The 24,007-nt window shown below is 63.0% G+C and carries 20 protein-coding genes; 3 read left to right on the top strand and 17 right to left on the bottom strand.

Annotated features, from left to right (window positions below; all coding sequences use genetic code 11):
• Positions 1 to 10 precede the first annotated feature (10 nt).
• The 5 genes from rplB to rpsJ are packed head-to-tail and all read right to left on the bottom strand — an operon-like array spanning position 11 to position 2,802.
• The gene (gene rplB / locus H2O75_RS03115; RefSeq protein ID WP_182173524.1) at positions 11 to 847 is read right to left on the bottom strand and encodes a 50S ribosomal protein L2; all 837 of its coding nucleotides are present in this window, start codon (positions 845 to 847) and stop codon (positions 11 to 13) included.
• A gap of 29 nt (positions 848 to 876) precedes the next feature.
• Positions 877 to 1,176 carry a 50S ribosomal protein L23 gene (gene rplW / locus H2O75_RS03110; protein WP_182173521.1) on the bottom strand — a complete coding sequence of 100 codons (300 nt, stop codon included), beginning with the start codon at positions 1,174 to 1,176 and terminating at the stop codon, positions 877 to 879.
• Positions 1,173 to 1,817 carry a 50S ribosomal protein L4 gene (gene rplD, locus H2O75_RS03105; RefSeq protein ID WP_182173518.1) on the bottom strand — a complete coding sequence of 215 codons (645 nt, stop codon included), beginning with the start codon at positions 1,815 to 1,817 and terminating at the stop codon, positions 1,173 to 1,175. The genes rplW and rplD overlap by 4 nt, the downstream gene beginning before the upstream one ends.
• 2 nt (positions 1,818 to 1,819) lie before the next feature.
• Entirely contained in the window at positions 1,820 to 2,485 is a 666-nt protein-coding gene (gene rplC, locus H2O75_RS03100; RefSeq protein WP_182173515.1) for a 50S ribosomal protein L3, read from the bottom strand.
• An 8-nt stretch (positions 2,486 to 2,493) separates the two neighbouring features.
• A complete protein-coding gene (gene rpsJ, locus H2O75_RS03095; RefSeq protein ID WP_126042150.1) occupies positions 2,494 to 2,802 on the bottom strand; it encodes a 30S ribosomal protein S10 in 309 nt (102 codons plus the stop codon).
• 686 nt (positions 2,803 to 3,488) lie between these two features.
• Here rpsJ and H2O75_RS03090 point away from each other — a divergent pair.
• Complete coding sequence (locus tag H2O75_RS03090; RefSeq protein ID WP_182173512.1) at positions 3,489 to 4,850, top strand: uracil-xanthine permease family protein; 1,362 nt, start codon at positions 3,489 to 3,491, stop codon at positions 4,848 to 4,850.
• Positions 4,851 to 4,902: 52 nt separating this feature from the next.
• Here H2O75_RS03090 and H2O75_RS03085 read toward each other — a convergent pair whose 3' ends face one another.
• The 11 genes from H2O75_RS03085 to H2O75_RS03035 all read right to left on the bottom strand — a co-directional run bounded on the left by H2O75_RS03085 (position 4,903) and on the right by H2O75_RS03035 (position 20,807).
• Positions 4,903 to 6,468 carry a SulP family inorganic anion transporter gene (locus H2O75_RS03085; RefSeq protein ID WP_182173509.1) on the bottom strand — a complete coding sequence of 522 codons (1,566 nt, stop codon included), beginning with the start codon at positions 6,466 to 6,468 and terminating at the stop codon, positions 4,903 to 4,905.
• Positions 6,469 to 6,769: 301 nt separating this feature from the next.
• Complete coding sequence (locus H2O75_RS03080) at positions 6,770 to 7,771, bottom strand: ABC transporter permease (RefSeq protein WP_220462768.1); 1,002 nt, start codon at positions 7,769 to 7,771, stop codon at positions 6,770 to 6,772.
• Positions 7,768 to 9,276, bottom strand: coding sequence for a sugar ABC transporter ATP-binding protein (locus H2O75_RS03075; RefSeq protein WP_220462767.1), 1,509 nt, complete (start codon positions 9,274 to 9,276; stop codon positions 7,768 to 7,770). The genes H2O75_RS03080 and H2O75_RS03075 overlap by 4 nt, the downstream gene beginning before the upstream one ends.
• An 82-nt stretch (positions 9,277 to 9,358) precedes the next feature.
• Entirely contained in the window at positions 9,359 to 10,330 is a 972-nt protein-coding gene (locus H2O75_RS03070) for a sugar ABC transporter substrate-binding protein (protein WP_182173503.1), read from the bottom strand.
• 335 nt (positions 10,331 to 10,665) lie between these two features.
• Complete coding sequence (locus H2O75_RS03065) at positions 10,666 to 11,631, bottom strand: sugar phosphate isomerase/epimerase family protein (protein WP_182173500.1); 966 nt, start codon at positions 11,629 to 11,631, stop codon at positions 10,666 to 10,668.
• Positions 11,628 to 12,662, bottom strand: a complete 1,035-nt coding sequence (locus H2O75_RS03060) for a Gfo/Idh/MocA family oxidoreductase (RefSeq protein ID WP_182173497.1) — start codon at positions 12,660 to 12,662, stop codon at positions 11,628 to 11,630. The genes H2O75_RS03065 and H2O75_RS03060 overlap by 4 nt, the downstream gene beginning before the upstream one ends.
• Before the next feature lie 188 nt (positions 12,663 to 12,850).
• Positions 12,851 to 16,543 (bottom strand): NEW3 domain-containing protein, encoded by a 3,693-nt coding sequence (locus H2O75_RS03055; protein ID WP_182173494.1) that lies wholly within the window; start codon positions 16,541 to 16,543, stop codon positions 12,851 to 12,853.
• A 175-nt stretch (positions 16,544 to 16,718) separates the two neighbouring features.
• Positions 16,719 to 17,522, bottom strand: a complete 804-nt coding sequence (locus H2O75_RS03050) for a carbohydrate ABC transporter permease (protein WP_182173489.1) — start codon at positions 17,520 to 17,522, stop codon at positions 16,719 to 16,721.
• Positions 17,522 to 18,451 (bottom strand): carbohydrate ABC transporter permease, encoded by a 930-nt coding sequence (locus tag H2O75_RS03045; protein ID WP_182173484.1) that lies wholly within the window; start codon positions 18,449 to 18,451, stop codon positions 17,522 to 17,524. The genes H2O75_RS03050 and H2O75_RS03045 overlap by 1 nt, the downstream gene beginning before the upstream one ends.
• 2 nt (positions 18,452 to 18,453) lie before the next feature.
• The gene (locus H2O75_RS03040) at positions 18,454 to 19,791 is read right to left on the bottom strand and encodes an ABC transporter substrate-binding protein (protein WP_182173483.1); all 1,338 of its coding nucleotides are present in this window, start codon (positions 19,789 to 19,791) and stop codon (positions 18,454 to 18,456) included.
• A gap of 23 nt (positions 19,792 to 19,814) precedes the next feature.
• Positions 19,815 to 20,807, bottom strand: coding sequence for a carbohydrate kinase family protein (locus tag H2O75_RS03035; RefSeq protein ID WP_182173480.1), 993 nt, complete (start codon positions 20,805 to 20,807; stop codon positions 19,815 to 19,817).
• Positions 20,808 to 20,896: 89 nt separating this feature from the next.
• Here H2O75_RS03035 and H2O75_RS03030 point away from each other — a divergent pair, with 89 nt between their 5' ends.
• Both H2O75_RS03030 and H2O75_RS03025 read left to right on the top strand, forming a co-directional pair.
• On the top strand, positions 20,897 to 21,637 hold the full coding sequence (locus H2O75_RS03030) for a DeoR/GlpR family DNA-binding transcription regulator (RefSeq protein ID WP_182173478.1): 741 nt from the start codon (positions 20,897 to 20,899) through the stop codon (positions 21,635 to 21,637).
• Complete coding sequence (locus H2O75_RS03025) at positions 21,634 to 22,968, top strand: family 4 glycosyl hydrolase (RefSeq protein ID WP_182173475.1); 1,335 nt, start codon at positions 21,634 to 21,636, stop codon at positions 22,966 to 22,968. Before H2O75_RS03030 ends, H2O75_RS03025 begins: the two co-directional genes overlap by 4 nt.
• 192 nt (positions 22,969 to 23,160) lie before the next feature.
• Here H2O75_RS03025 and H2O75_RS03020 read toward each other — a convergent pair whose 3' ends face one another.
• A complete protein-coding gene (locus H2O75_RS03020; RefSeq protein WP_182173472.1) occupies positions 23,161 to 23,994 on the bottom strand; it encodes a MetQ/NlpA family ABC transporter substrate-binding protein in 834 nt (277 codons plus the stop codon).
• Positions 23,995 to 24,007 lie beyond the last annotated feature (13 nt).

Below are 24,007 nucleotides of genomic sequence, written 5' to 3'. Positions count from 1 at the left end.
TAACCCTCTCCTATCGGTTCTTGCCGGACTTGCGACGGCGAACGATCTGCTTATCGCTGGCCTTGTTCGCGTGGCGGGTGCGGCCTTCCTTCTGGCCCCAGGGGGACACAGGATGACGACCACCGGAAGTCTTGCCCTCGCCGCCACCGTGCGGGTGGTCGAACGGGTTCATGACAACACCGCGGACGGAGGGGCGGACGCCCTTCCAGCGCATGCGGCCAGCCTTGCCCCAGTTGATGTTGGACTGCTCAGCATTGCCAACTTCACCGATCGAGGCGCGGCAGCGAGCATCAACGTTGCGGATCTCGCCGGACGGCATACGCAGCTGAGCGTTCTTGCCTTCCTTCGCGACCAGCTGGACGGAGACACCGGCCGAACGTGCGATCTTCGCACCGCCACCGGGACGCATCTCCACAGCGTGGATGACGGTGCCGACGGGGATGTTGCGCAGCGGCAGGTTGTTGCCGGGCTTGATGTCGGCGCCAGCGCCCTGCTCGATGCGGTCGCCCTGCTTGAGGCGGTTCGGTGCGATGATGTAGCGCTTCTCGCCATCCGCGTAGTGCAGGAGTGCGATGCGAGCGGTACGGTTCGGGTCGTACTCGATGTGAGCGACCGTCGCGGGGATGCCGTCCTTGTCGTGACGACGGAAGTCGATGACGCGGTACTGACGCTTGTGGCCGCCACCCTTGTGACGGGTGGTGATACGACCAGTGTTGTTACGACCGCCGGTCTTGTGCAGCGGACGGACGAGTGACTTCTCCGGCTCGGAGCGGGTCACCTCGACGAAGTCAGCCACGGACGAGCCGCGGCGACCCGGTGTCGTCGGCTTGTACTTGCGGATACCCATGAGTTAAATCCTCAATCTTCCTGCCGGCCTCAGCCGATCTGCCCGTAAAGTTCGATGGAACCCTCGCGCAGCGAAACAATGGCGCGCTTGGTGTCCTTGCGCTTGCCGATGCCGTTGCGGGTGCGGCGGGTTTTGCCCTTGCGGTTCATCGTGTTGACCGAATCGACCTTCACATTGAAGATCTTCTCGATCGCGATCTTGATTTCCGTCTTGTTGGACGTGGGCGCAACCTCGAAAACGTACTTGCCCTCTTCCTCAAGCCTGTAAGACTTTTCGGTGACGATCGGGCGAATGATGATGTCGCGCGGATCCTTGCGTACCAGAGTCACTTCTCCTCCTCCTGGCCGTTACCCACGAAGCTCGTGATAGCGGACTCGGTGAAGACGACATCGTCAGCGACCATGACGTCATAGGTGTTGAGCTGTTCCACGGTGAGGACGTGTGCCTCAGCAAGGTTGCGAACCGACTTCGTCGACACGACGTCGTTGTGCGAGACAACGATGAGGGCCTTGCGGTTCGAGGTCGCGGTCTGCAGGAGACCGAGGGCTGCCTTGGTGGACGGTGTGTCACCCTCGACGAAAGCCGAGACGACATGGATGCGGCCAGCGCGTGCACGATCGGACAGTGCCGAACGAAGAGCAGCTGCCTTCATCTTCTTGGGGGTGCGCTGTTCGTAGGAGCGGGGCTGCGGTCCGTGGACCACGCCGCCTCCGGTGAACTGCGGAGCGCGAATCGAACCCTGACGGGCACGGCCGGTGCCCTTCTGTTTGAAGGGCTTCCTGCCGCCGCCGCGCACTGCTGCGCGGTTCTTCGTTGCGGCTGTGCCGCGGCGGGCTGCTGCCTGCTGTGCGACAACGACCTGGTGGATCAGGGGAATGTTCAGCTCGACATCGAAAATCTCCGCGGGGAGTTCGAACGAACCGGACTTCGCGCCAGCGGCGTCGAGGATGTCGACGGTGAGGTTTGCCATGATCAGGCTCCCTTCGTGGCGGTGCGGACTACGACCAGGCCACCCTTGTTGCCCGGGACGGCGCCGGCTACGAGGAGCAGGCCGTTCTCGAGATCAACGGACTGGATGGTCAGGTTCTGGACGGTGGTGCGGGCGTTGCCCATGCGACCGGCCATGCGCAAACCACGGAACACGCGCGACGGAGTCGAAGCTCCACCGATCGAACCGGGCTTGCGGTGGTTGCGGTGCGAACCGTGGGATGCGCCGACACCGGCAAAGCCGTGACGCTTCATGACACCAGCGGTGCCCTTACCCTTGGTCGTGCCGACAACGTCGACGGAATCGCCAGCCGAGAAGACGTCAGCGGTGAGCTCCTGGCCGGCCTGGAATTCAGAGGCGGCCGATGTACGGATCTCAGCGAGATGACGCTTCGGGGTGGTGCCGGCAGCGGCGAAGTGCCCCTGCATCGGCTTCGTGACGTTCTTCGGCGTCCGTTCGCCGACGGCGAGCTGGATGGCTGAGTAGCCGTCGACTTCGGGTGTGCGCACCTGCGTAACAACGTTGGTGCCTACTCGCACGACCGTGACTGGAACCAGGCGACCTGCCTCGTCCCAGACCTGAGTCATGCCGAGTTTGGTGCCGAGCAGCGCCTTGGGCGCGGCGGCTACCACTTCAGTTTTATTGGACATGATGAACCTCAGAGCTTGATTTCGACGCTAACGTCACCGGAAAAGTCGATCTGCTGGAGCGAATCGATGGTCTTCGGCGTGGGATCGATAATGTCGATCAGCCGCTTGTGCGTACGCATCTCGAAGTGGTCGCGGCTGTCCTTGTACTTATGAGGAGAACGGATTACGCAGAATACGTTCTTCTCGGTGGGCAGCGGCACCGGGCCGACTACCTGTGCACCGGTACGAGTCACTTCGTCGACGAGCTTCTTCGCCGCGCTATCAATGACCTCATGGTCATATGACTTGAGCCGGATGCGGATTTTCTGTCCCGCCATGGCGTCGTCTACCTCTCTTTAACCGCAGTGTTCACTTGTACCCGCATCCGGGAGTGTCTCACCGCGGAAGACCCGCGACAATCAGCCCTATGTTGGTTTAAGTGAACCATTTTATTTACTAGACAGCCCTTGGGGACTGCCATACGTCTTCACGCTCTCTCGAGCAACCGTCCTAGTCTGGCAGAAATGCTCCCACCTGCGCAACAATCCGAAGAAAGTGCGCCGTGGTTAACAGTCCTGCTCGATGCACGTGTTGTTGACGGCTCTCTCTATATTACTCGCATCCGCCTCCCCCGCGACATAGCCGCCGCCGTGAGACGAGACATATTCTCACCGCAGCTCTCCATCCCCCAGAACGAGGGCGCTCCCGATGCGGCCCGTGCCCCGATGGGAGCGTGATCCGCGTCGCATCCTCCGCACCCGTCCGCCTCGTGCCGCCTGTCAGCACCGGGCGATCCGGGCCTGGGGAACGCTCCGGTCATCACCGTGTTTCCTCAGGTGGCGGGCTCGGTGCAGGACGAAGATCCAGTTGCCCTGCCCCGTTCGGTGCCTGCGGATCTGGGCCTGCGGCGCCGTGGATCCCCGGGAGCCGAATGCTTCTGTGCGGACGAAGATCACATGGACCGGCAATGGTCTTATCGGACTCCGGTCGTAGGCTTCTCTCGGATCACTACAAGGAGGACATCATGGCCCGATTAGGCTGGAAACTGCACGGTGACGGAACGAGCATCGCCCCGGGAGAGGTGGTCCAGCCCGATGAGCGGCTCGCGTGGCCCCAGACGGTAGGGATCGGCGCACAGCATGTTGTCGCCATGTTCGGCGCGACATTCCTCGTGCCGCTTCTCACGGGCTTCGATCCCGCCACGACTCTCTTCTTCACAGGCGTCGGAACTATTCTGTTCCTCCTCATCACCGCAGGCCGGCTTCCCAGCTACCTCGGGTCATCCTTCGCACTCCTCGCCCCCATCGGTGCCGTGACGGGCTATGTGGCGAACGGGGGCAAGCCGCTCGACGAGGGTCTCGCGGCTCTCGCGCAGGGCGGCGTCATCGCGACAGGCCTGTCGCTCGCGGTCGTCGGCCTCATCGTCCACATTGCCGGCGCACGCTGGATCGACCGCCTCATGCCTCCCATCGTCACCGGATCGATCGTTGCCCTCATCGGCTTCAACCTTGCACCGGCGGCCTGGAACAACGTTGCGCAGGCTCCCGTCACCGCCGTCGTGACCATCGCCGCCATTCTCTTCATCACCGTCTTCTTCCGCGGCATCATCGGCAGACTCTCGATCCTGCTCGGCGTCATCGCCGGCTACATCGCGGCCGTTGTTCAGGGGGAGGTGGACTTCAACGCCATCACCTCCGCCGACTGGGTGGGCGTACCGGAGTTCCGTGCACCCGCATTCGACCTCAGCCTCATGGGCCTCTTCATCCCGGTCGTCCTCGTGCTTGTCGCCGAGAATGTCGGTCACGTCAAATCAGTCTCTGCGATGACAGGGAAGGATCTTGATGACGTGACGGGACGCGCCCTCATGGCCGATGGTCTGGCCACGGCTCTCGCCGGTTCCGGAGGCGGCTCCGGTACCACAACGTACGCGGAGAACATCGGCGTCATGGCAGCCACCCGCGTGTACTCCACAGCCGCCTACGTGGTTGCGGCGATCTGTGCCCTCGGACTCTCCATGTTCCCCAAGTTCGGCCAGCTTATCGCCACCATCCCCCCGGGAGTGCTTGGCGGCGCCGCGACGGTTCTCTACGGCATGATCGGCATGCTCGGCGTCCGCATCTGGGTGCAGAACAAGGTTGATTTCTCTGACCCCGTCAACCTCAATACGGCGGCCGTTGCCATGGTTCTCGCAATCGCGAACTACACGTGGCATCTGGGCGACATGGTCTTCGAAGGCATTGCACTCGGGTCCTTCGCCGCGATCGGCATCTACCACGCGATGAGGTGGGTGAGCCGCTGGCGCGGCACCTCCGTCGAGGCGCCCTCCCCCGCATCTGTTCCCGGTGGGGCGGAACTCGAGCCCGGTGCGCTGCGTCGAGAACCCTAGCTCTATCGAGGTGCTCCCTGGCTGGACCGAGTGGTCCTTCCAGGGAGCATTTTCATGCTGTGGCGCGACGTTCGACAATCGCCTCCGCCTCCCGCAGCGCCTCGTCGAGGCTGGTGAAGAGATGATCGCGCCCGCCGATGGTCTCGATGACACCGACCTCCTCGATGAGTGCGACGAGAGAGATATCGATGCCCTTGATGAGGACCTCGATCCCCGCTTCGCGCAGCGTCAGGGCGATATCTGCCAGAGCTTTCGCCCCCGTCGCGTCCATGACCCCCACACGCGAGAGTCGGAGGATCACGACATCGGTCGATTCCAGTTTAGGGATCTGCGATTCGATCCGGTCGGAGACGCCGAAGAACATGGCTCCGTCGATGCGGAGGATGGCGATCCTGCGATGCTCGGCGGTGTCCTCGCGGTAGACACCGGACTGTCTCGCGAGGTGGCGAAGGACGAGGACGCCCGTGACGGCCACGCCGACGCCGATGGCCCAAATAAGGTCGAGAACAACCGTTGTTGCCGCCGTCAGGCAGAAGACGAGAGCATCTGAGCGTGTCGTGAAGAGGATGGTCCGGGCCGTCGAGAAGGAGATCATGTTGAAGGCCGTGACGAGGAGGACACCGGCCAATGCCGCCAGCGGGATCGTCGATACGACGGTGGAGGCAAGGTAGACCACGGCCAAGAGGAAGACGGAGTGGATGATGACGGCGAGCCGCGTCCTGCCGCCTGCACGGATGTTGACAGCTGTGCGCGCCATGGCTCCCGTGGCTGGCATTCCGCCGAACATGCCTGACGCGACAGAGGCCAGCCCCTGGCCGACGAGCTCACGGTCGGGGTGGTATCTCTCCCCCTTCACCATGCCGGCGGCAACGCGTGCCGACAGGAGAGATTCGATGCCGGCGAGAATGGCGATAGCAACGGCCCCGGGAAGGAGCTGGCTGAGAAGATCGGGGCTGATATCGGGAACTGTGGGCGCCGGGAGACTATCGGGGAGGGCACCGATCAGGGGCACATTCGTGCCGAAGATGGCAACGACTGCTGTTACTGCGACGACGGCGACAAGCGATGCTGGCCAGGATGGCAGGAACCGTGACATGAGGATGATGATGAGGATCGTTCCGACCGTCAGCGTGAGCGGTGCAACGACTTCCGGCCACTGTGCTGCCGCGAACGACTGGACTGTGGCTTTCAGAGTGTTCGACTCGTCAGGGGCTGCGATGCCGAGCGCGTTCGGAATCTGCTGCATTGCAATGATCGATGCGATGCCGAGGGTGAATCCCTCGATCACGGGCCACGGGATGAGGGAGATCGCTCGACCCATGCCAGCAGCTCCAGCCACGATGACGATGACGCCGGCAAGAATTGAGAGGGTGGGGACGACCCCGCCTCCGTGTGTTGCGACAAGGGGTGCGATGATGACGACCATCGCACCCGTGGGTCCCGAGACCTGGAGGTTGGAGCCGCCGAAGATCGTGGCGACGAGACCGGCGATGATGGCGGTGACCAGCCCTGCCGCCGCCCCGACGCCTGCCGAGACGCCGAAGGCCAGCGCCAGCGGGAGCGCCACGACGCCGACGGTCAGTCCAGCCGCAATGTCGCCCTTCCAATAACGTCTCATGATCGTGAAGTCTTGGGGTCGCGGCAGGAGTGACAGAAGATGAGTGCGGGGGTTCAACGGGTGCCTTTGTGGAAAGCTAACGGCTCGACAAGCCGCAGGACATCGCTATTATATCTGCTTTATCCACAACTTTTCGGGACTTTGGTGCCCGATTATGCATAGCGCGCTTCTGTGACGCGGCAGACAGTCGGACGCAGAGAGCCCCGTCGGGAATCGCATCGTCAACGTTCGTGAACTCCTGCCATGGCACAGGGCAGTGCCCGGGCGATCATCGTGAACGCCCGGGCACCAAGGGAGGAATCTAGACTGCGGCGAGCCGTCGTCGCTTCTCTTCGGATGCGTTGCGACGAACGTCGATGGCAACCGCGATGATGATGACAGCACCGATCACCATGAACTGGACGTCGGACTGTGCGTTCATGAGCGTCAGTCCGTTCCTGATCACCGAGATCATGAGCGCACCGATGAGGGTGCCCCAGATGTTGCCCTTACCGCCGGTGAAGGAGGCACCGCCGATGATGCAGGCGGCGATAGCATCGGTCTCGTAGTTGCCGGACATGCCGGCCGAGGGGTTGGCCACGCCCGAGCGGCCCACGATGATGATGCCTGCGATTGCCGCGCAGAAGCCGGCGGCCGCGTAGACGAAGATGAGCACGCGATCCGTGTTGATGCCTGACAGGCGCGTCGCTTCAGGGTTGCCGCCGACCGCGTAGATCGACCGACCGAGGGAGGTGCGGTTGAGGAGGAGGTGCACGGCGACGAACAGGATGAGCATCGCGATGAAGGAGACGGGGAAGCCGTTGAACCCATTCCCCTTCGCGAGATCAGCGGAGCCGAGGAACATGACGCCCTCGGGGAAGCCGCCGACGGTGCGGGTCGCGAGGAGGAAGAGAGCGAGGCCGGCCAGCACGTACTTCATACCGAGCGTCGACACGAAGGGGTGGGGCAGCTTGAGCTTCGTGAGGAGCAGGCCGTTGACGAGGCCGACTGTCGTTCCCGCGAGGAGCGCCATCGTCAACAGAACGATCGGGTTCGTGACATCGAACGTGATCATGATGTAGGCCATCGCGGCCGCCGACAGGATCGCGTTCGTGCCGACCGAGAGGTCGATGCCGGCGGTGATGAGCGTGAGGAGCATGCCTGCCGCGAGGAACCCGTTGACAGCGGTCTGTCGAAGGATGTTCATCGAGTTGTTGACGGTGGCGAACTCCGAGTTCATGACGCTCATGACGATCACGAGGAGCGCGAGTGCTACGAGTGGGGCCAGGGGCCTCAGAACTGCAGCAAGTCGTTTTTTGTTCACAGTACTTCTTCTTTCTTCTGGCCCCAGGCGGCTTTCATAATGTCGTCTTCGTTGAAGTCATCGTCGCCGCGGTTCATGCTTGCCATGACCTCGCCTCCGCGCATGACGATCACGCGGTCGCTCATCCCGAGAACCTCTGGCAGCTCGGAGGAGACCATGATGACGCACTTGCCCTGAGAGACGAGGGCGTTCATGATGTTGTAGACCTCGACTTTCGCACCGACGTCAATGCCGCGGGTGGGTTCGTCGAAGAGGAAAATATCGGAGTCGGAGTTCATCCACTTGCCGATGACAACCTTCTGCTGGTTGCCACCGCTGAGCTTGCCCACCTGATTCTTCGCATCCGGAGTCTTGATCCGAAGCTGGCTGATGTACTTCTCCGCCACGTCTGTCACCCGCGCTGGCGGCAGCCAGCCCTTGGACGAGACTTTCCCGAACGAGGACAGGATGAGGTTGTCGGCCACGCTCTGGTTGAGAACGAGACCCTGCCCCTTCCTGTCTTCCGTCACGAGGGCGATGCCGCGCCGGACCGCCGCCTGCGGTGACTTGATTTTCACGGCCTTCCCGTTGAGGAACACCTCCCCCGAATCGATGGGGAGATCGCCGAAGATCGCGCGCATGGTCTCCGTGCGCCCGGCACCGACGAGACCGGCAAAGCCGAGAATCTCGCCGTATCGGGCTTCGAAGCTGACGTTCTTCAGCGTGCCCACGGACGTCACTCCATCGAACTTGATGGCGACCTCACCGGGGACCGCCTCATGATCGGGGAACTGGTTCTCGACGCTGCGTCCGACCATGGCCCTGATGAGCTTGTCGTTCGTCATCTCGCTCATGGGCTCGGTGAGGATGTGCTCGCCGTCCCGCATGACAGTCACGCGATCGCACAGCTCGAACAGCTCTTCCAGCTTGTGGGACACGAAGAGGATGGCGACCCCGCGGTCGCGCAGCTCGCGGACGACCCGCATGAGCTGCTTCACCTCGGTCTCACCGAGGGAGGAGGTCGGCTCGTCCATGATGATGAGCTTCGCGTCGCGCAGCAGCGCCCTCGCGATCTCGACCATCTGGAGCACTCCCATGCCGAACAGTGCGGCAGGCTTTGTGACGTCGGCGGTGATGCCCATGTCGGCGAGAGTCTTCGTCGCCTGTGCATTCATCGTCGCGTAGTCGAGGAGGCCGAACTTGTTCTTGATCGGGTGACGCAGGAAAATGTTGTCGGTCAGCGACACCTGGCGGATGATGTTCAGTTCTTGGTAGACACAGGCGATACCGGCGTTCTGAGCATCCTGCGCGGAGGTGAGGTGCTGCATCTCCCCGTCGACGAAGATCTCTCCCTCTTCAGGCTTGTACACTCCGGTGAGAACTTTGATCAGGGACGACTTTCCCGCCCCGTTCTCGCCGATGAGACCGTGCACTTCGCCGGGCTTGATTTCGATTCCCATGTCCCGCAGGGCTACAACACCTGGAAACTTCTTTGTTACGTGTTTGAGCTCAACTACAGAGGTCATCAACTCTTACCTATTCCACAGTGGTCTTGAGATGACGGAGGGCACGCAGGTGACCACGTGCCCTCCTGGCATCGGGTACTAGCTACTCGCCGAGCTGCTCGCGGAGCGTGGCAAGGTAGTCCTCAGCGTTCTCGGACGTGATGATCTTCGAGCCGGTGTCGATGAACTCCTCGACCGTCTCACCCTTGATCGCTGCCACAGCGGCTTCGACCGACTTGTAGCCCATGCCGTAGGGATCCTGGGCGACAGTACCGGTCACGGTGCCATCGATGACGTTCTGGACGCCGGCCTGAATGCCGTCGAAGCCGAAGATGACGAGCTCACGGCCAGCCGCGTCGGCCGCACGTGCCGCGCCCGCAGCCATCTCGTCGTTGTTCGTGACGACAACGGTGAGGTTCGGGTTCGAGGTCAGGATGTTCTCCATCGTCGAGGCAGCCTTGTCGGCAAGGCCCTCGGCGTACTGCTTGGCGACAACGGTGACGCCGCCGGCCTCGAGGCCTGCGATGAAGCCGGCTTCACGCTGATCGCTCGTCGTGTTGCCCTGCACGCCGCCGATCCAGGCAGCCTCCGCGCCTTCGCCAGCGATCTCTGCCGCCGCTTCGCCGCCTGTCCGGGCTGCTTCCTCGTTGCCGGTGCCGATGTAGCTCACCTTGTTCTCGAAGGGTGCGTCCGTATCGACGAAGAGGATCGGCTTCTCGGTTCCGCCGAGGACGGAGACGACCGAGTCGGGCTGCAGCGGTGCGATCACGATGGCATCCATCGCGTCGTCGGCCAGCATCGTTTCGAGCATGTTGTTCTGCTCGTCGTAGGCGGTTTCGGAGGCGGGGCCGAGGAGCTGAACCTCGACACCGAGATCTTCGGCGGCGGCTTCGACGCCGGCGCCCACGTAGCTCCAGTATTCGCTCGAGAGCGTCTTGAGAACCACGCCGACCTTGATCGTTTCGTCGCCGCCGGAGTTACCGGAGCCGTCAGATTCGGTCTCGCTGGTTCCCGTACCGCAAGCAGAAAGCACGAGTGACATCGCGCCGATCGTCGCTAAAAGAGTTTTCTTCATTCATCTCTCCCTTGTCGGGGTGTCGCCGCCTCATCGTCCTTGATGTGGTACACCAGCGAGCACATTCTCGAATGTATCCTGTGACACACACCTTGTCAATACAAGTGACAGCACCCTGATTTGCTATGTAAATGCCGGTATTTCGCCACATTATCGCCATCGCGGGAAAATTCTCACGGAAACTGCGACAACAATGCGTGATAGATGACGGCTTTGTCCTTACTTTTGCGAAGCATCGTTGAGGCTTCGACGGTGACCCCATGTCCGAGAGCGGCCGCGAAGTCGCACGTCAGCAATGTGGTGGGGCCGCAATGCGGCCCCACCACAGAACGTATCTAAATCTCGGCCGGCTTCCAACTGGGAGCACCCACCGGCAGGACCGTCGTGAGGAGCGATACCGAGTGGGCGAGCCCGTCATACGCATCGCGCCCGACGTCTTCGTGCTCGATCGAAAGGACGCCGTCATACCCGGACGCGCGAATATCTGCCAGGAGCTGGCCCCAGAACTGCGCTCCTCCCGGATAGCCCAACCCGAGGGTGACATAGTTCCATGCGCGGGTTCGGTACTCGCTGGGCGGCTGGGTATCGAGAACGCCGTTCGCGTCGCTGATGTGAGGCTGGATGCGGACGTCTTTCACGTGGACGTTGTAGATCGCCCCGTCGAGCTCTCGAGCGAGAGCCCTCGGATCCGCCCCCATCCACATCGGATGCGAGGGATCGAGGTTTGCCCCCACCTGGGGGCCGACAGCGGCGCGCAGCCTGAGCAGCGTCGAGGCGGAGTAGACGAGCTGGTTCCCGTGCATCTCCACCGCGAAGCGCACGCCCCGCTCCCTGCCGTACTCTGCCATCCCTTCCCAATAGGGAAGCGCCACATCGTTCCACTGATAGTCGAGAATGTCCTGCGTCTCCGGCGGCCAGCTGGACGTTATCCAGTTCGGCATCGAATCACCCGCCGCTCCTCCGGGAAGGCCGGACATGCAGACGACAGTGGGAATCTCGAGCATGTGGGCGAGATCGACCGTGTCCCGCAGGAGGCGGTCGACATCGGCTCCGATGACGGGATGGAGCTGGTTGCCGTTGGCATTGAGCGCGGAGATGGTGATGCCGCGATCGGCGAGAGCCGCCTGGAAGCGGGCACGTTCGACAGAATCGTCGAGCAGCGCTCGGATACTGCAGTGCGGCGCGTTCGACCAGCCTCCCGTCGGGAACTCGACGTGCGGGATGTCTAGAGCGACGCACGCATCGAGCATCTCCTCGAAGGAGAGGTGCCCGAGAGAGTCGGTGACCAGTCCCAGTTTCATCGCGCCAACCATTCGTCAACGGTTGGAATGTCGACGATCGCGGACTGCGATGACATCGATTGGACGACCGCCCGGGCAACAAGGGCCGACTCGAGTGCTTCGCGCGGCGTTGTCGCCTCGGCCGGCACCGTGCCCGCGAGCGACGAGATGACCCATGCCTGGAGCTCGCGCCGGTAGGCATCGGCGAACCTGGGACGCCAGTCCGCGGGGTAGGCGGTGCTCCTGGCAAGGTTGGAGTGGGTGACGATCGGCTCCTGCTCGACGAGAGCCGGCACCGGGGCAAGCTCTGCACTGCCCTCTTCGCAGACCACCTCGCACCGCACGTCGTACCCATAGCGGGCATGGACCTGGAGCTGAATAGTGTGCAGGACTCCGGACTCGTCGTGCAGGATGACGAACTGCGGGTCGTGGCGCGTCTCGATGAGAGAGCTCGGACGGCCGGCGGTCCACTGCGCACGGACCAGGCGAGAGCCCGAGAGCCAGGGCAGAATGTCGAACTCATGGACTGCCGAGTTCGTGATCGTTGCGGCAGAGTCCTGGCCCGGGTAGGCGGACACGTTCCGGTGCACGGAATGCGTCATGAGCAGCCTGCCATCAGCCCCGGCATCGATACGGTCCTTGAGAGCGCGGTAGCCCTGATCGAAGCGTCTCATGAAGCCCATCGACAGCCGGTGAGCGGGGAGGGATTCCGCGAGCGCCACGATCTCGACGGCCTCTTCGGCGGTTGGGGCGAGCGGCTTCTCGCACAGGATGGCGAGACCTGCGCCGAGTGCTGCGCGGACGAGACTCGCATGGGTGTCATCGGGTGTTGCGATGATGAGGGCATCGATCTCGCCGGATCCGATCATGTCGAGCCCGTTGTCGAAGACATGGGCAGCACCGAGCTCCGCTGCGATGCTCTCTGCCCTGGGCCTGTCCGCGTCGCTCACCGCGACGAGCGCGGCTCCGCGTACCCCTGCCGCAAGGTTCCGTGCATGGTCGCTTCCCATGACGCCGAGTCCGACGATCCCAACTCGCAATTCGTTCAACATTCCTCCTTGAATGATCGGCGGCACCCGCCTGTCCAAATGTTAAGCCTTTATCGGAGGGCTGACCAAACATGGATCTGACAAATGAGGCGGATAGGGAGCGGGATATGGATAAAAATGGAAACAGAAGTGGAAATGGAGGGAAAGATAGGGCGGACTCCCACGGGAGCCCGCCCTATCCTCAGTGTGGCCTAGCCCCTGACGTACCGGTTGACGACCGGGGTGTCGATGCCGTCCGCGTTCCAGTCGCCGACGAACGCGCTGTCGGTGGCGCGGCCGTAGCCGATGACGATATCGGCGGGCCCGCCCACGAGGCTGTTCTTGACGTGGAACTTATTGCCGCGTCGGATGGCGATGGTGTCCTGACCGTCACCGTCGTAGTCTCCCACGAAGACCTCGTCGCCGAGGCGCCCGTAGCTGATGACGCGGTCGGCCGATCCGCCGACGAGGGAGTTCATGATGAAGAAGTCGGTTCCGCGCCTCACGGCGAAGGAATCGGTGCCGTCTCCATCGAAATCTCCCGCGTAGGCTTCGTCGCTCTTGCGTCCGAAGTTGAAGGCGAGCTCAGCATTCCCTCCCGTCAGAGAGTTGTTGACGAAATAGGTCGAGCCGCGCCGCACCGCGATCGTGTCGGACCCGTCTCCGTTCCAGTCGCCGATGAGGACCTCATCGGTGGCCTTGCCGTAGGCGAAGCTGATATCGGCGGGGCCGGAGGTGATGGCGTTGTCGAGATAGAAGGTCGAGCCTCGACGCACACCGAGGGTGTCGCGACCGTCGCCGTCCCAGTCGCCGACGAGCACCTCGTCGCCCTGGCGGCCGAAGGCGACAACCTGATCGGCAACTGTCGAGTCCCACGTATTCGACACGAAGAAGAGATTCCCGCTGACGGGTGTGGCGGGCTCTTCCGGCTTGGTCGAGATGGGATAGGACCAGGCTTCGACATCGTTCTCGCCGGCGTAGGAGACGAGAAGGTAGGCTTCGGTGTCGATCGTGACATCGGTGAGGTCGATGACGAGCGGTGACGAGGCATTGACAGCCTCCGCGCTTGCAAGCACACGCCCTCCCATGTCCGGGGCCCACGGGCGTGCCTGACCATCCTCGGGCGAACACGCATCGTTGCCGTATTCGGAGTCCGCGCACGAGCTCGTCCACACCGGCACGTACTGGGGATCTCCCGCCCAGAGGAAGGCCCTGACAGTTCCGTCACCTGCATTGTCCGCATCGATCACGAGACTGTTGCCGGAGAGCTGCGGGGCGATGATCACGTCGCTGTTCGGCTGGAGACCGCCGATCGTGTCGCCATGCGTGGCCGACTGGTGGATCGTCTGCGGCGACTGCGCGCCCTGGAGTGCTGTCTCGGGGATGATGGGCATGCCCGGCTCGATGGGCCTATCGGCCGGCGGCTCGTAGCCGTCGAGGTAGGCATGTCCCCAGCGGTAGGGTTCGGACTGCTGCGAGCCGAAGGGTGACCATGCGAGTCGAGTCTCCCCCACGAAGTCCTGGCGGTCCGTATCGTAGGGCGATACGTTCATGCCGACATACGTCGGATCGATCGTATTCGAGGCGGGATCGCCGGTCGGGGCGGGAGAGGTTGCGCCTGCCGCTGACGGCAGGACATCCAACGGGATCTTGACCTCGATCTGGTATCTGCCGCCCACGTAGGAGTTGTCGTCGCCGCGCTCGAGCGCAACGGACACCTCGACGCCCTCGGCGTTGGGACCGCCGACGACTGTATCGGCGAGAGGTCCTGAGGAGAAGCCCTGATGATGGTCGGCATCCCTCGTCCAGCAGGGACCGTCGACGCCGTTTCCTGCCTCGTTGCCAGCATCGTCCGTGAACGGGAAGATGCCGAGCTTGAAGGTGCTCGATGTGTCGAGGGAGTTCCCTCTCGGGTCGAGCTGGACCTCGACGGAATCGACGAGCCAGTGCCCGAAGCAGCGCTCGGGAGGAACTGCGCCGGAGGCCTTGTCGTCCACGACGTCGATCCACATGTAGAGAGCGTCCTCGTACCATCCGAGACGGGTCGATGAGTCCGCGCCGCAGTCGACGCCGTCGACACACTCCGGGCCTTCCCAGCGCTGGGAGACATCGATGCTCGTGGAGTACTCATCTCCCACGCCGTCGATGGTGGGAGCGCTCTCGAGCTCGGGGATGAGGACGGAGGGGACGACATAGAGGCTGAGATCTTCTCGTGCCACGGAGGACCCCGATGTTGTCGTGGCAGTGACGGTCTCGACCGTGCCGCCCGCAGCTGCGGGATCCGTGTGCGTGAGGCTGACTGTGACCGTTGTCGTGTCACCCGCTGGAAGCTCGAAGGGCACTGTCTGCTCGGAGATCACGAAGCCGTCGGGGATCGTGAACTCGACCTGGCCCGAGGCCGGGGCGGATGTTCGGTTGGCGACCTCGACATCGAGGCTGACGGTTTCTCCCGCACCGATCTGGTTGACGGCGGGTGCTAGACCATCGGCCCAGTCACCGGATGCTGCCACCCACTCCTCGTACTCGGAGAAATTGCCCCAGCGCACGAACCGCCCGTCGATCGGGGCCGTTACACGCAGGTGGGCTTCGTTGTAGGCGCTCACCGAGCCGCTGGCGAAGCGGACCGGGAAGCGCACTGCGCCCGGTGCCGCATCCTGCGGTGCGGTGACGGTGAAATCCACGGCCGAGCTCTCCCCCGGTGCGAGAGCAGGAATGTCGTGGGATCCATCCACCGACCATCCCGCAGGAGCGTCGATCGAGGCGGTGCCCGCTGGGGTCGATTCGTCACCGGCACTCATCGAGAGCGTCACCGTTGCGCTTTCTCCGGGGGCGACGAAGTAGTCGGGCGTGTCGACGGCATAGAGCGTGCCGAGCGGGAGCCCGCCCGGATCCTGGATCGAGGATCCGTAGTGGACGGCCAGGTCATTCCCAGCGGCCTCGGTTCCGAGCTCCTGCATGGGAACCCAGGACTTGGGCACGAGGTAGGTGACGCAGGACGGGTCGACCGTGTTCTTGACCATCGTCCGCGCCTGCGTGGCGTGGAGCTGGCCGTCCTCGCGGCCCACCTGGGCCCACGTCTTCTTCGTGCCTGCCGGGACACCTGCCGTGTTGCCTTCGACCCACTCGTAGGGAGAGTCATAGCCGGTCCACGTGCCGTGGACCGTATATCCGTTGGGATCGGCCGGGGAGAAGTTCGCGAGACAGTGCTGAGTGTTCGTCTGACCCGTGCCCGCGGGGGCACGCCACTGCTGCTGCACAACCTTCTTCACCTGCCACACGCTTGCCGCGTCTGCCCCGTCGAGCTGTTCGGGGAACATCGTCGGATCGGCGGCCGCCTCAGCGGCATCGAAGGCCAGCCGAGACGCATACTGGTGATTGCCGTGCCCCGCGTTGATCGAGGCCGTCCAGGAGACGAGGATCTCTGGCTGGGTCTCGCGGATCACCCGCGTCGCGCGTCGCAGGACGTCTTCCTCATCCCACGCCTGCGCCGTCAGGGGCGCGGAGGTGTTGTAGAAGAAGTCGACCCGGTCGAGATAGTACATATCGACCGTGCCGGCCCGCACGTGGGATGCTCGATCTTCGTTCTCGCGCCGCAAACCCAGATCGGGACCGGCTTCCGGCCCGACGGAGTTCGAGCCGCCCTCCCCGCGCGTGGTGAGCATAATGCCGCAGTCGATGTCGGCCTCCTGCCCCCACACGCCGCAGGGAGCAATGATTCCCGCGTCGTCGTCCGGATGAGACCAGACGCCGAGCACGTCGAGCTTTGTCGCAGGGACATCGGACGACCGCGTCCCGTCCTCGATAACCAGTCGTTCTTCGACACTAGCCCCCTCGTCCGCGAGTGCGGCCGTGGGGGCTAGCAGGCCAGCGATGGCAAGCATCGCCAGTCCGATTGTGCGTTTCATACTTCCTCCTTGAAGCGTTTCCGCCCACCGACCAGACGTCGGCTGCTGTCTCACACGGCGGCGTGGTGCCAGCCTAGGCGGAGTTGCTCGCAAATGGAAGAGAATCGGACAATTCGTGCACGTTGTAACCACATTCGATCACTTGTGAGCATGCAATCGGGCTGTTGGACGTGTCTTACTCCTTGACGGCGCCTTCGGTCATGCCTGCGATGAAGTACTTCTGCAGGAAGACGTAGAGGATGATCATGGGAGCGGCCACCAGGACGGCTGCCGCGGCCATGAGGACCGCTGAGGAAGTGTGGTTCGTTTCGAAGAACGCCAGGCTCATGGGGGCGGTGCGGAACTTACCGGTGGGGGACATGACGAGGGGAATGAGGAAGTCGTTCCACGTCCACATGAACGTGATCATGATCTGGGTGACGATCGCGGGCCTGCCCATGGGGATGAGGACCTTCCACAGGACCTGCCATTCCGATGCGCCATCCATCCGCGCAGCATCGACGATCGATGGGCTGACGTTGCGGAAGTACGCCCTCATCCAGAACGTGCCGAACGCAAGCGACTGGGCGATCTGCGGGAACGCGACCGCCCATATCGTATCCGTCAGCCCGAGCGCGTTGAGATCGAAGAAGAGCGGGATGACAATAGCCTCGGACGGCACCATCATGCCCGCCAGGAAGATGAAGAAGATGATGTTTCCGCCCTTGGGGCGGATCACACCGAGGACGTAGCCGGTCATGATGGAGAGGATGAGGGCCGTGCTGACGACGAGCACGGCGATCATGACCGAGTTCTTCATGTAGAGGGAGAAGTTCCCGTCGTCCCAGGCAGTCGCATAGTTCTCGACATGACCCCACGAGTGATCCGTGGCCACCGTCGAATCGAGCGACCGGAGGAAGACAGACAGGATCGGGTAGAGGGACGATATTGCGAAGATGCAGAGGATGAGGAATGACCAGAGCCGCTCGCGATGAGCCATTACTTTTTCTCCCTCTCGCCCACAATGTTCACGACGAGGTTAATGGTGAAGATCAGCAGTGTAAGGACGACCGCGAGCGCGGCCGCCGTACCGACGCTGCCTGCACGGAACGCCTGGTAGTACACCTCATAGGCGGGCACTGTCGTCGACGTTCCCGGTCCTCCGGACGTCGTCATGTACACGAGATCGAACGTTTTAAGAGCGTTGATCGTCGTCAGCGTGACACAGACGAGGATCTCTGCGCGCACCGCAGGCAGGGTGATGTACCAGAACTTGCCGATGGGACCGACCCCGTCGAGGGTTGCGGCCTCATAGTATGACTCGGAGATTCTTGCCATGCCCGACATGAGGAGCACTGTCACGAGACCGGTCGACACCCATGTGCCGATGAAGCCCACTGCGGGCAGAGCCCACGTGAAGCTCCCCAGGAACGGCTCCGTCATTCTCATGCCGAACCAGCCCAGAACCGTGTTGATCGGACCGTTGAGGGCATAGATGTCTCGCCACGCGACAGCGAGCACCACCATCGCAATCACCTGCGGCAGGAAGACCACGGTGCGGAAGAACCCCAATCCGGGGGCCCGGGAGCGGATGAGCATCGAGGCGAGCGGGAGTCCGATGAGGATGGGAAGGATGGCGAAGAAGAAGATGAGGGCGAGACCGTGGAGGAAGGCCGCACGGAGGCGGTCGTCCTCGTAGATCGCCGTATAGTTCTCGAATCCAGCCCAGGTTGCCGGACCAAGACCATCCCAATGCCAGAAGGAGAGGCCGACGACGCGGATCAGTGGGTAGATGATGAAGGCGCCGTAGACGAGGACCGGCAGCGCCAGAAGAGTGACAGTCGTGATGGCACGGCTGCGGCGCTTGGAACTCGTCTTACGCCGGGGGCCGGCGCCATTGGCGCCGGCAACCCCAGGTACTGCAACCATCGTTAGTTCTGCGCCTCGGTGTAGGCCGCTTCGAGCGTCGCGACGAAGTCTTCCGGCGTCGAGTTGCCCGCGATGAGGTTCTGCAGAGCATCCCCCATCACCTGGTCCATCGTGGGCGTCGCCCAGTCCAGGTAGGGAACGATGTTGCCGTCGGAGACGAGCGTGTCGAAGGCCGTCATGACATCGCCGACGACCTGATCGGCGTCGCCCGCGAAGTCGCTGGCGTTGAGGACGGGAACGTTCCCCGTCTCGGCCAGCACTGCCATCGCCTCGTCCGAGGTGATGAAGTGAATGTAAGCAGCCGCCACGTTCATGTCTTCAGCTGCGGACGTGATCGCGAACGGCAGGCCTGTTCCACCGGTCGTGGTCGGCCCGTCGCTCGGGGGAAGCATGAAGCGCACGTCGTCGCCCATGGCCTCGTTGAGGTCGGCGGCAAGCCACGAGCCTGCGATGAGGTAGACGCCCTCGCCGTTGGCGAAGTCCTGCCACACCTGGTCGTAGTCGGCGCCGTTGACACCATCGTTGAAGTAGCCCTCGGAGACCCACTCCTGGAACTGCGCGGCCGCCGCGACGTTCTCGTCGGTCTCCCACGATGCTCCCTCATTGCCGAAGCCGAGCGTGCGGATCTCTTCCGCAGGAGTGTACTGTCCCTGGATGGCACCGAAGACGTGGATGGCGGGCCACTTGTCGATGTTGCCGAGGACGAGGGGAACCTCTCCCGCGTCGGCGATCTCCGGCAGCTGTGCTTCCAGGTCTTCCCAAGTTTCGGGGAACTCGAGGCCGAGTTCGGCAAGCTTCGACTCGGAGTAGTAGATGCCGACGGTCTCTCCGACCTGCGGCAAGCCGTAGACACAGCCTTCGCCGAACACTGACGCATCTTCCGAGTAGGAGGAATAGGCCAGGATATCGCCGAAACGATCCTCCCAGCCGTACGCCTCCGAGTAGTCGTCAAGGCATTGGATCTGCTTGGACGACACGAACTGGCCCATCATCGAGCGCGAGTTGTTGGCCTGGACCACGTCCGGAGCATCCGACCCCGTCAGCGCGAGGCGCAGCGTTGTCTGCAGGTCGTCGAACGACTGCGAATTGCGCTCGATCGTGATGTTCGGGTACTTGTCCATGAACGCCTCGTTGAGGCGCTCCATCTGCTCGTTCTGGCCGCCGCGGACTTCCTGATCCCACACGATCAGCGTCTGCTCGGGAGCATCGGAGATATCGGTCGAGACCTCGGCAGCGTCGCCGTTGTCTGTCGTCTCCTCGTCCTCAGCTGACGGGTTGCACGCCGTGAGCACGAGGAGCGCTGCCGCCCCGAGTCCCACGAACTTTGCGCTCGTTCTCATGAAATTTCCTTTCGTAGTGCGCCTCACAGCGCTGTGACACTATCGAGTTTGGCTTGTATGTTTCGCACGGACTGACCAGCCAGCGCATCGATCCGCGGATCCTGCGCCACCCACTCCCCGAGCTCCCCCATGTGGGGTGCGGCGGATGATCCGCCGATCCTGCACACCGTCCATGCGGCCGCGCACTGCCCGAGATGAACAGCATCCGTCAACGGCGCGCCGGTCGCGAGACCGGTCGCGAGACCCGCGCTGAACGCGTCTCCCGCCCCGGTCGTATCGATCGCATCGACCTCGAGTGCGGGCACGACCACGGCAGTCGGAGATCCTTCCGAGCGATGGGCGATATGGACGCCCTGCGCCCCACACGTGACGACAACGGTCGGCACGAAAGACGTCAGCGCCTCCGCGGCCTCCGGGATCGTCAGCGTCCGGGTGTAGTGCATGGCTTCCGAACAGTTGGGAACGAAGACGTCTGCGGCGGCGAGAGCCTCGAGATGTTCGCGCGGCCACTCCCCCGTCGCATCCCACCCAGCGTCAGCGATGACGATGGTGCCCTGCTCGCGCCACTGCGCGATCCTGTCCTGCGCACGAACGAGGTAGGGCAGGGAGACAAGGAAGACGTCCGGGGCCGGGAGATCGTCCCGCGGGATCGGCACCTCGTCCTTGCCGTGCGTCGTCAGCGCACGATCCCCCTCCATGACGAGGGAGACCGTGATGTTCTGATGCGGGGTGTATTCGGCGTAAGACATGTCGACGAGTTCATCCGCCAGCATCTCGCGCACCCATGAGCCGGGCCGATCCTGCCCCAGGTAGGTGATGACGGCCGAGTTCAGGCCAAGCCTGGCACAGGCGACAGCCTGATTGGCCACTCCGCCCGGCATCACCCCGCTGCCCCCGATCCATTGCTCTTCGCCCGGACGGGGAGCATGCTCGAGACCGCACATGACGATATCGAGGAAGAGCGACCCGGCAACATAGACGGTTGGCCGACCGCGGCGGCGTGTGACGTGACCCATGCTCGAAGCCTAGAGGTGGACCCGCACTGAATGCAAGTGACAGATCCTGCTCGCTTGTGCACGCAGGGTTGATTCACTATGCTGAGACCATGCTCCCAGCCGAACGTAGGAAGCGCATCCTTGACGAGGTGCGCCAAACCGGAGGACTCGACGTCGTCTCCCTCTCCGAAGCTTACGGAGTGTCAAAGTCGACGATCCGGAGAGATCTGAATCTCCTCGACAGCCAGGGAATGCTCCAACGTGTTCGGGGCGGAACGATCGACGCAGATCCGCGCCCCTACGCTCAAGTCGTCACGAAAGCTGCTGACGAGAAGTCGAAGATCGGCCATGAGGCGGCGACACTGGTGGAGGACGGAGACATCGTCCTCATCGATATCGGGACGACCACGGCAGCGGTGGCACAGGCTCTCTACGGCCGCCACGTCACCGTTCTCACGGCGTCGCTCGCCGTCATCGACATCCTGCGGGACTCTCCCGGCACCGAACTGATCGTGCTTGGCGGCGTTGTCCGCAACTCCTACCTGTCCATGGTCGGTTCCCTCACGTCGCATGCTCTCAGTCAGCTCCGCGCCGATATCGCCTTCCTCGGAACCTCCGGAGTGCGCGACGATCTCGTCGTCATGGACTCCACCGGCACCGAGGTTCCCATCAAGCATTCCATTCTGAAGAACTCGACGTCGGCGTATCTTGTTGCCAGTGCAGACAAGTTTCCCGGTTCCGGCATTCTTCAGATCTGTTCGGTCTCGGAGTTCGACGGTGTCATCACCACGGCAACGGGACCCATTATCGATTCCATCAGCTCCTCAGGCGTACAGGTGATCCATCCATGAAATTGCTTCTTGTCGGCGGCGGCGGCTTCCGCGTTCCCCAGGTCCTCAGCGTGCTGGCGGACCCAGACCTGCCCATCAACATCACGGAGGTCTGCCTCTACGACGTGTCCGATGCTCGGGTCTCCGTCATGAAGAACGTGGTGACGCAGCTGGGCTACGCGAACCTTCCCACCATCTCGACAACGACCGATATGGTCGCTGCGGTCAAGGGATCGGACTTCATCTTCTCGGCGATGAGGATCGGCGGCACGTGCGGACGAGTGGTGGATGAACGGGAGGCTCTCGCACGCGGCATCCTCGGCCAGGAGACTGTCGGTGCGGGCGGCTACGCCTATGCGTTCCGAACGATCCCGGAGGCGATGAGGCTTGCGGAAACCGTCAAGACGCACGCACCCGACGCCTGGGTCATCAACTTCACGAACCCTGCCGGCATCATCACCCAGGCCATGCGCACCGTCCACCCCCGCGTCGTCGGCATCTGCGACACCCCCATCGGTCTCGTCCGCCGGGCCGCGAACGTGGCCGGGCACGCGGAAGCCGACATCAGCTACGACTATGTTGGCCTCAACCACCTCGGCTGGCTCCGTTCACTCACCCACGAAGGAACGGATCTACTGCCGAGTATCATCGCCGATGACGCCAAGCTCGAACACCTCGAAGAGGCCCGCACCGTTGGTTTCGACTGGGTTCGAAGCCTCGGCATGATCCCGAACGAATACCTCTACTACTACTATTACAACCGCGAATCAGTCGCCGCCATCGCCAGCGGTCAGACGCGCGGAGAGTTCCTGCTTCACCAGCAGGGCGATTTCTATGAGAGGGCAGCGGCCGAACCGGACAGGGCTGGCGAACACTGGCTGCGAACCCACAACGAACGCGAAGCAACCTACATGGCGGAGTCCCGCGAGGAGGGTGAAGCGCGCCGCGACGAAGACATGGGCGGCGGATATGAGCATGTTGCCCTCGAACTCATGACCGCGCTCGCATCGGGAATCCCGGCACGGATGATCCTCGGAGTCGCAAACAACGATGCTGGGCAGCTCATCGTGCCCCAGCTCAGAGACGACGCCGTCATCGAAGTGCCCTGCACCGTCGACGGCAACGGCATCCGCCCCCTCCCCCAAGCTCCGCTCACGGGCCCGGAGCTCGGCCTCGTCACGTCCGTCAAGGCATGCGAGGAGCTCGTCATCGACGCCGCACTCACAGGCGAGAAGACGCTGGCATGGCGGGCATTGGCCTCCCATCCGCTCGTCGACTCGATCGCCGTGGCCAAGGATGTCCTCGACGCCTACATCGACAAGAATCCGGATGTAGCGAAGACCTTCAGCTGAGCTGATGCTATGGGGCCCGCAGTGATCTGCGGGCCCCATACCTTCTCAGCGCTCGAGAATCGGCTGCGGCCTGTTATTCGCCGCCTGCATTGTCGACGTGGCCTCGTGACGCGCCGGCATCCCGATCGAGCATGACCTTACCGTGCAGGGACAGCAGAGGGGGCGACCATGTCGCCCCCTCTCGCTTGTGCTCTAGAAAGCCGGGATGACTTCACCGTCCGGGTAGGTTTCGGTGATGAAGTCGGCAACTTCCTGGGTGCGGAGCAGTCCGTCGAGGATCTGGATCGCGTCAGCCTTGTCCGAGCCCGCCTTCCATGCGAGGACGTTGGCGTAGGGGTTGCCCTCGCCCGATTCGATCGCGATGGCATCCTCGGACGGGACGAGGCCGCCTTCGAGTGCGAAGTTGCCGTTGATGATCGAGATGGAGACCTGGTCGAGAGTACGGGGCAGGTTCGGCGCCTCCAGCTCGACGAACTCGATGTTCTTCGGGTTGTCGACGACATCGAAGATTGTCGGGTTCTCGACCGACTCATCGAGGGTGATGATGCCGTTGTCCTCGAGGAGCCAGAGCGCTCGTGCCTGGTTCGACGGATCGTTGACGATCGAGACCTTCGCACCGTCCTCGAGCTCATCGAGCGACGTCAGCGTGTCCGAGTAGACGGCGTAGGGCTCGATGTGGACGCCCTCGCCGTGCTCGAAATCGTAGCCGTTCTCTTCGACCTGGACGTTGAAGTAGGGCACGTGCTGGAAGAAGTTCGCGTCCAGTTCTCCGGAGTCGAGGTTGCGGTTGGGAAGCACGTAATCCGAGTATTCGACGATCTCGAGATCGATTCCAGCCTCTTCAGCAAGGTTCTCGTCGATGAAGGCGAGGATATCGGCGTGGGGCACGGGAGAGGCCCCCACGGTCAGGGTGACGATTTCGCCTGAGCCTTCGGTGGTGGTCTCCTCGGCGGCTTCCTCATCGGAGGAGCAGGCGGCCAGGGTCAGAGCAGCGGTTGTGGCAAGAGCAAGTAGTGAGCGACGCATAGGTGTTCCTTTG

It is taken from the genome of Flaviflexus equikiangi, assembly GCF_014069875.1.
GTDB lineage: Bacteria > Actinomycetota > Actinomycetes > Actinomycetales > Actinomycetaceae > Flaviflexus > Flaviflexus equikiangi.
This window is presented reverse-complemented; position numbering and strand designations above follow the sequence as displayed.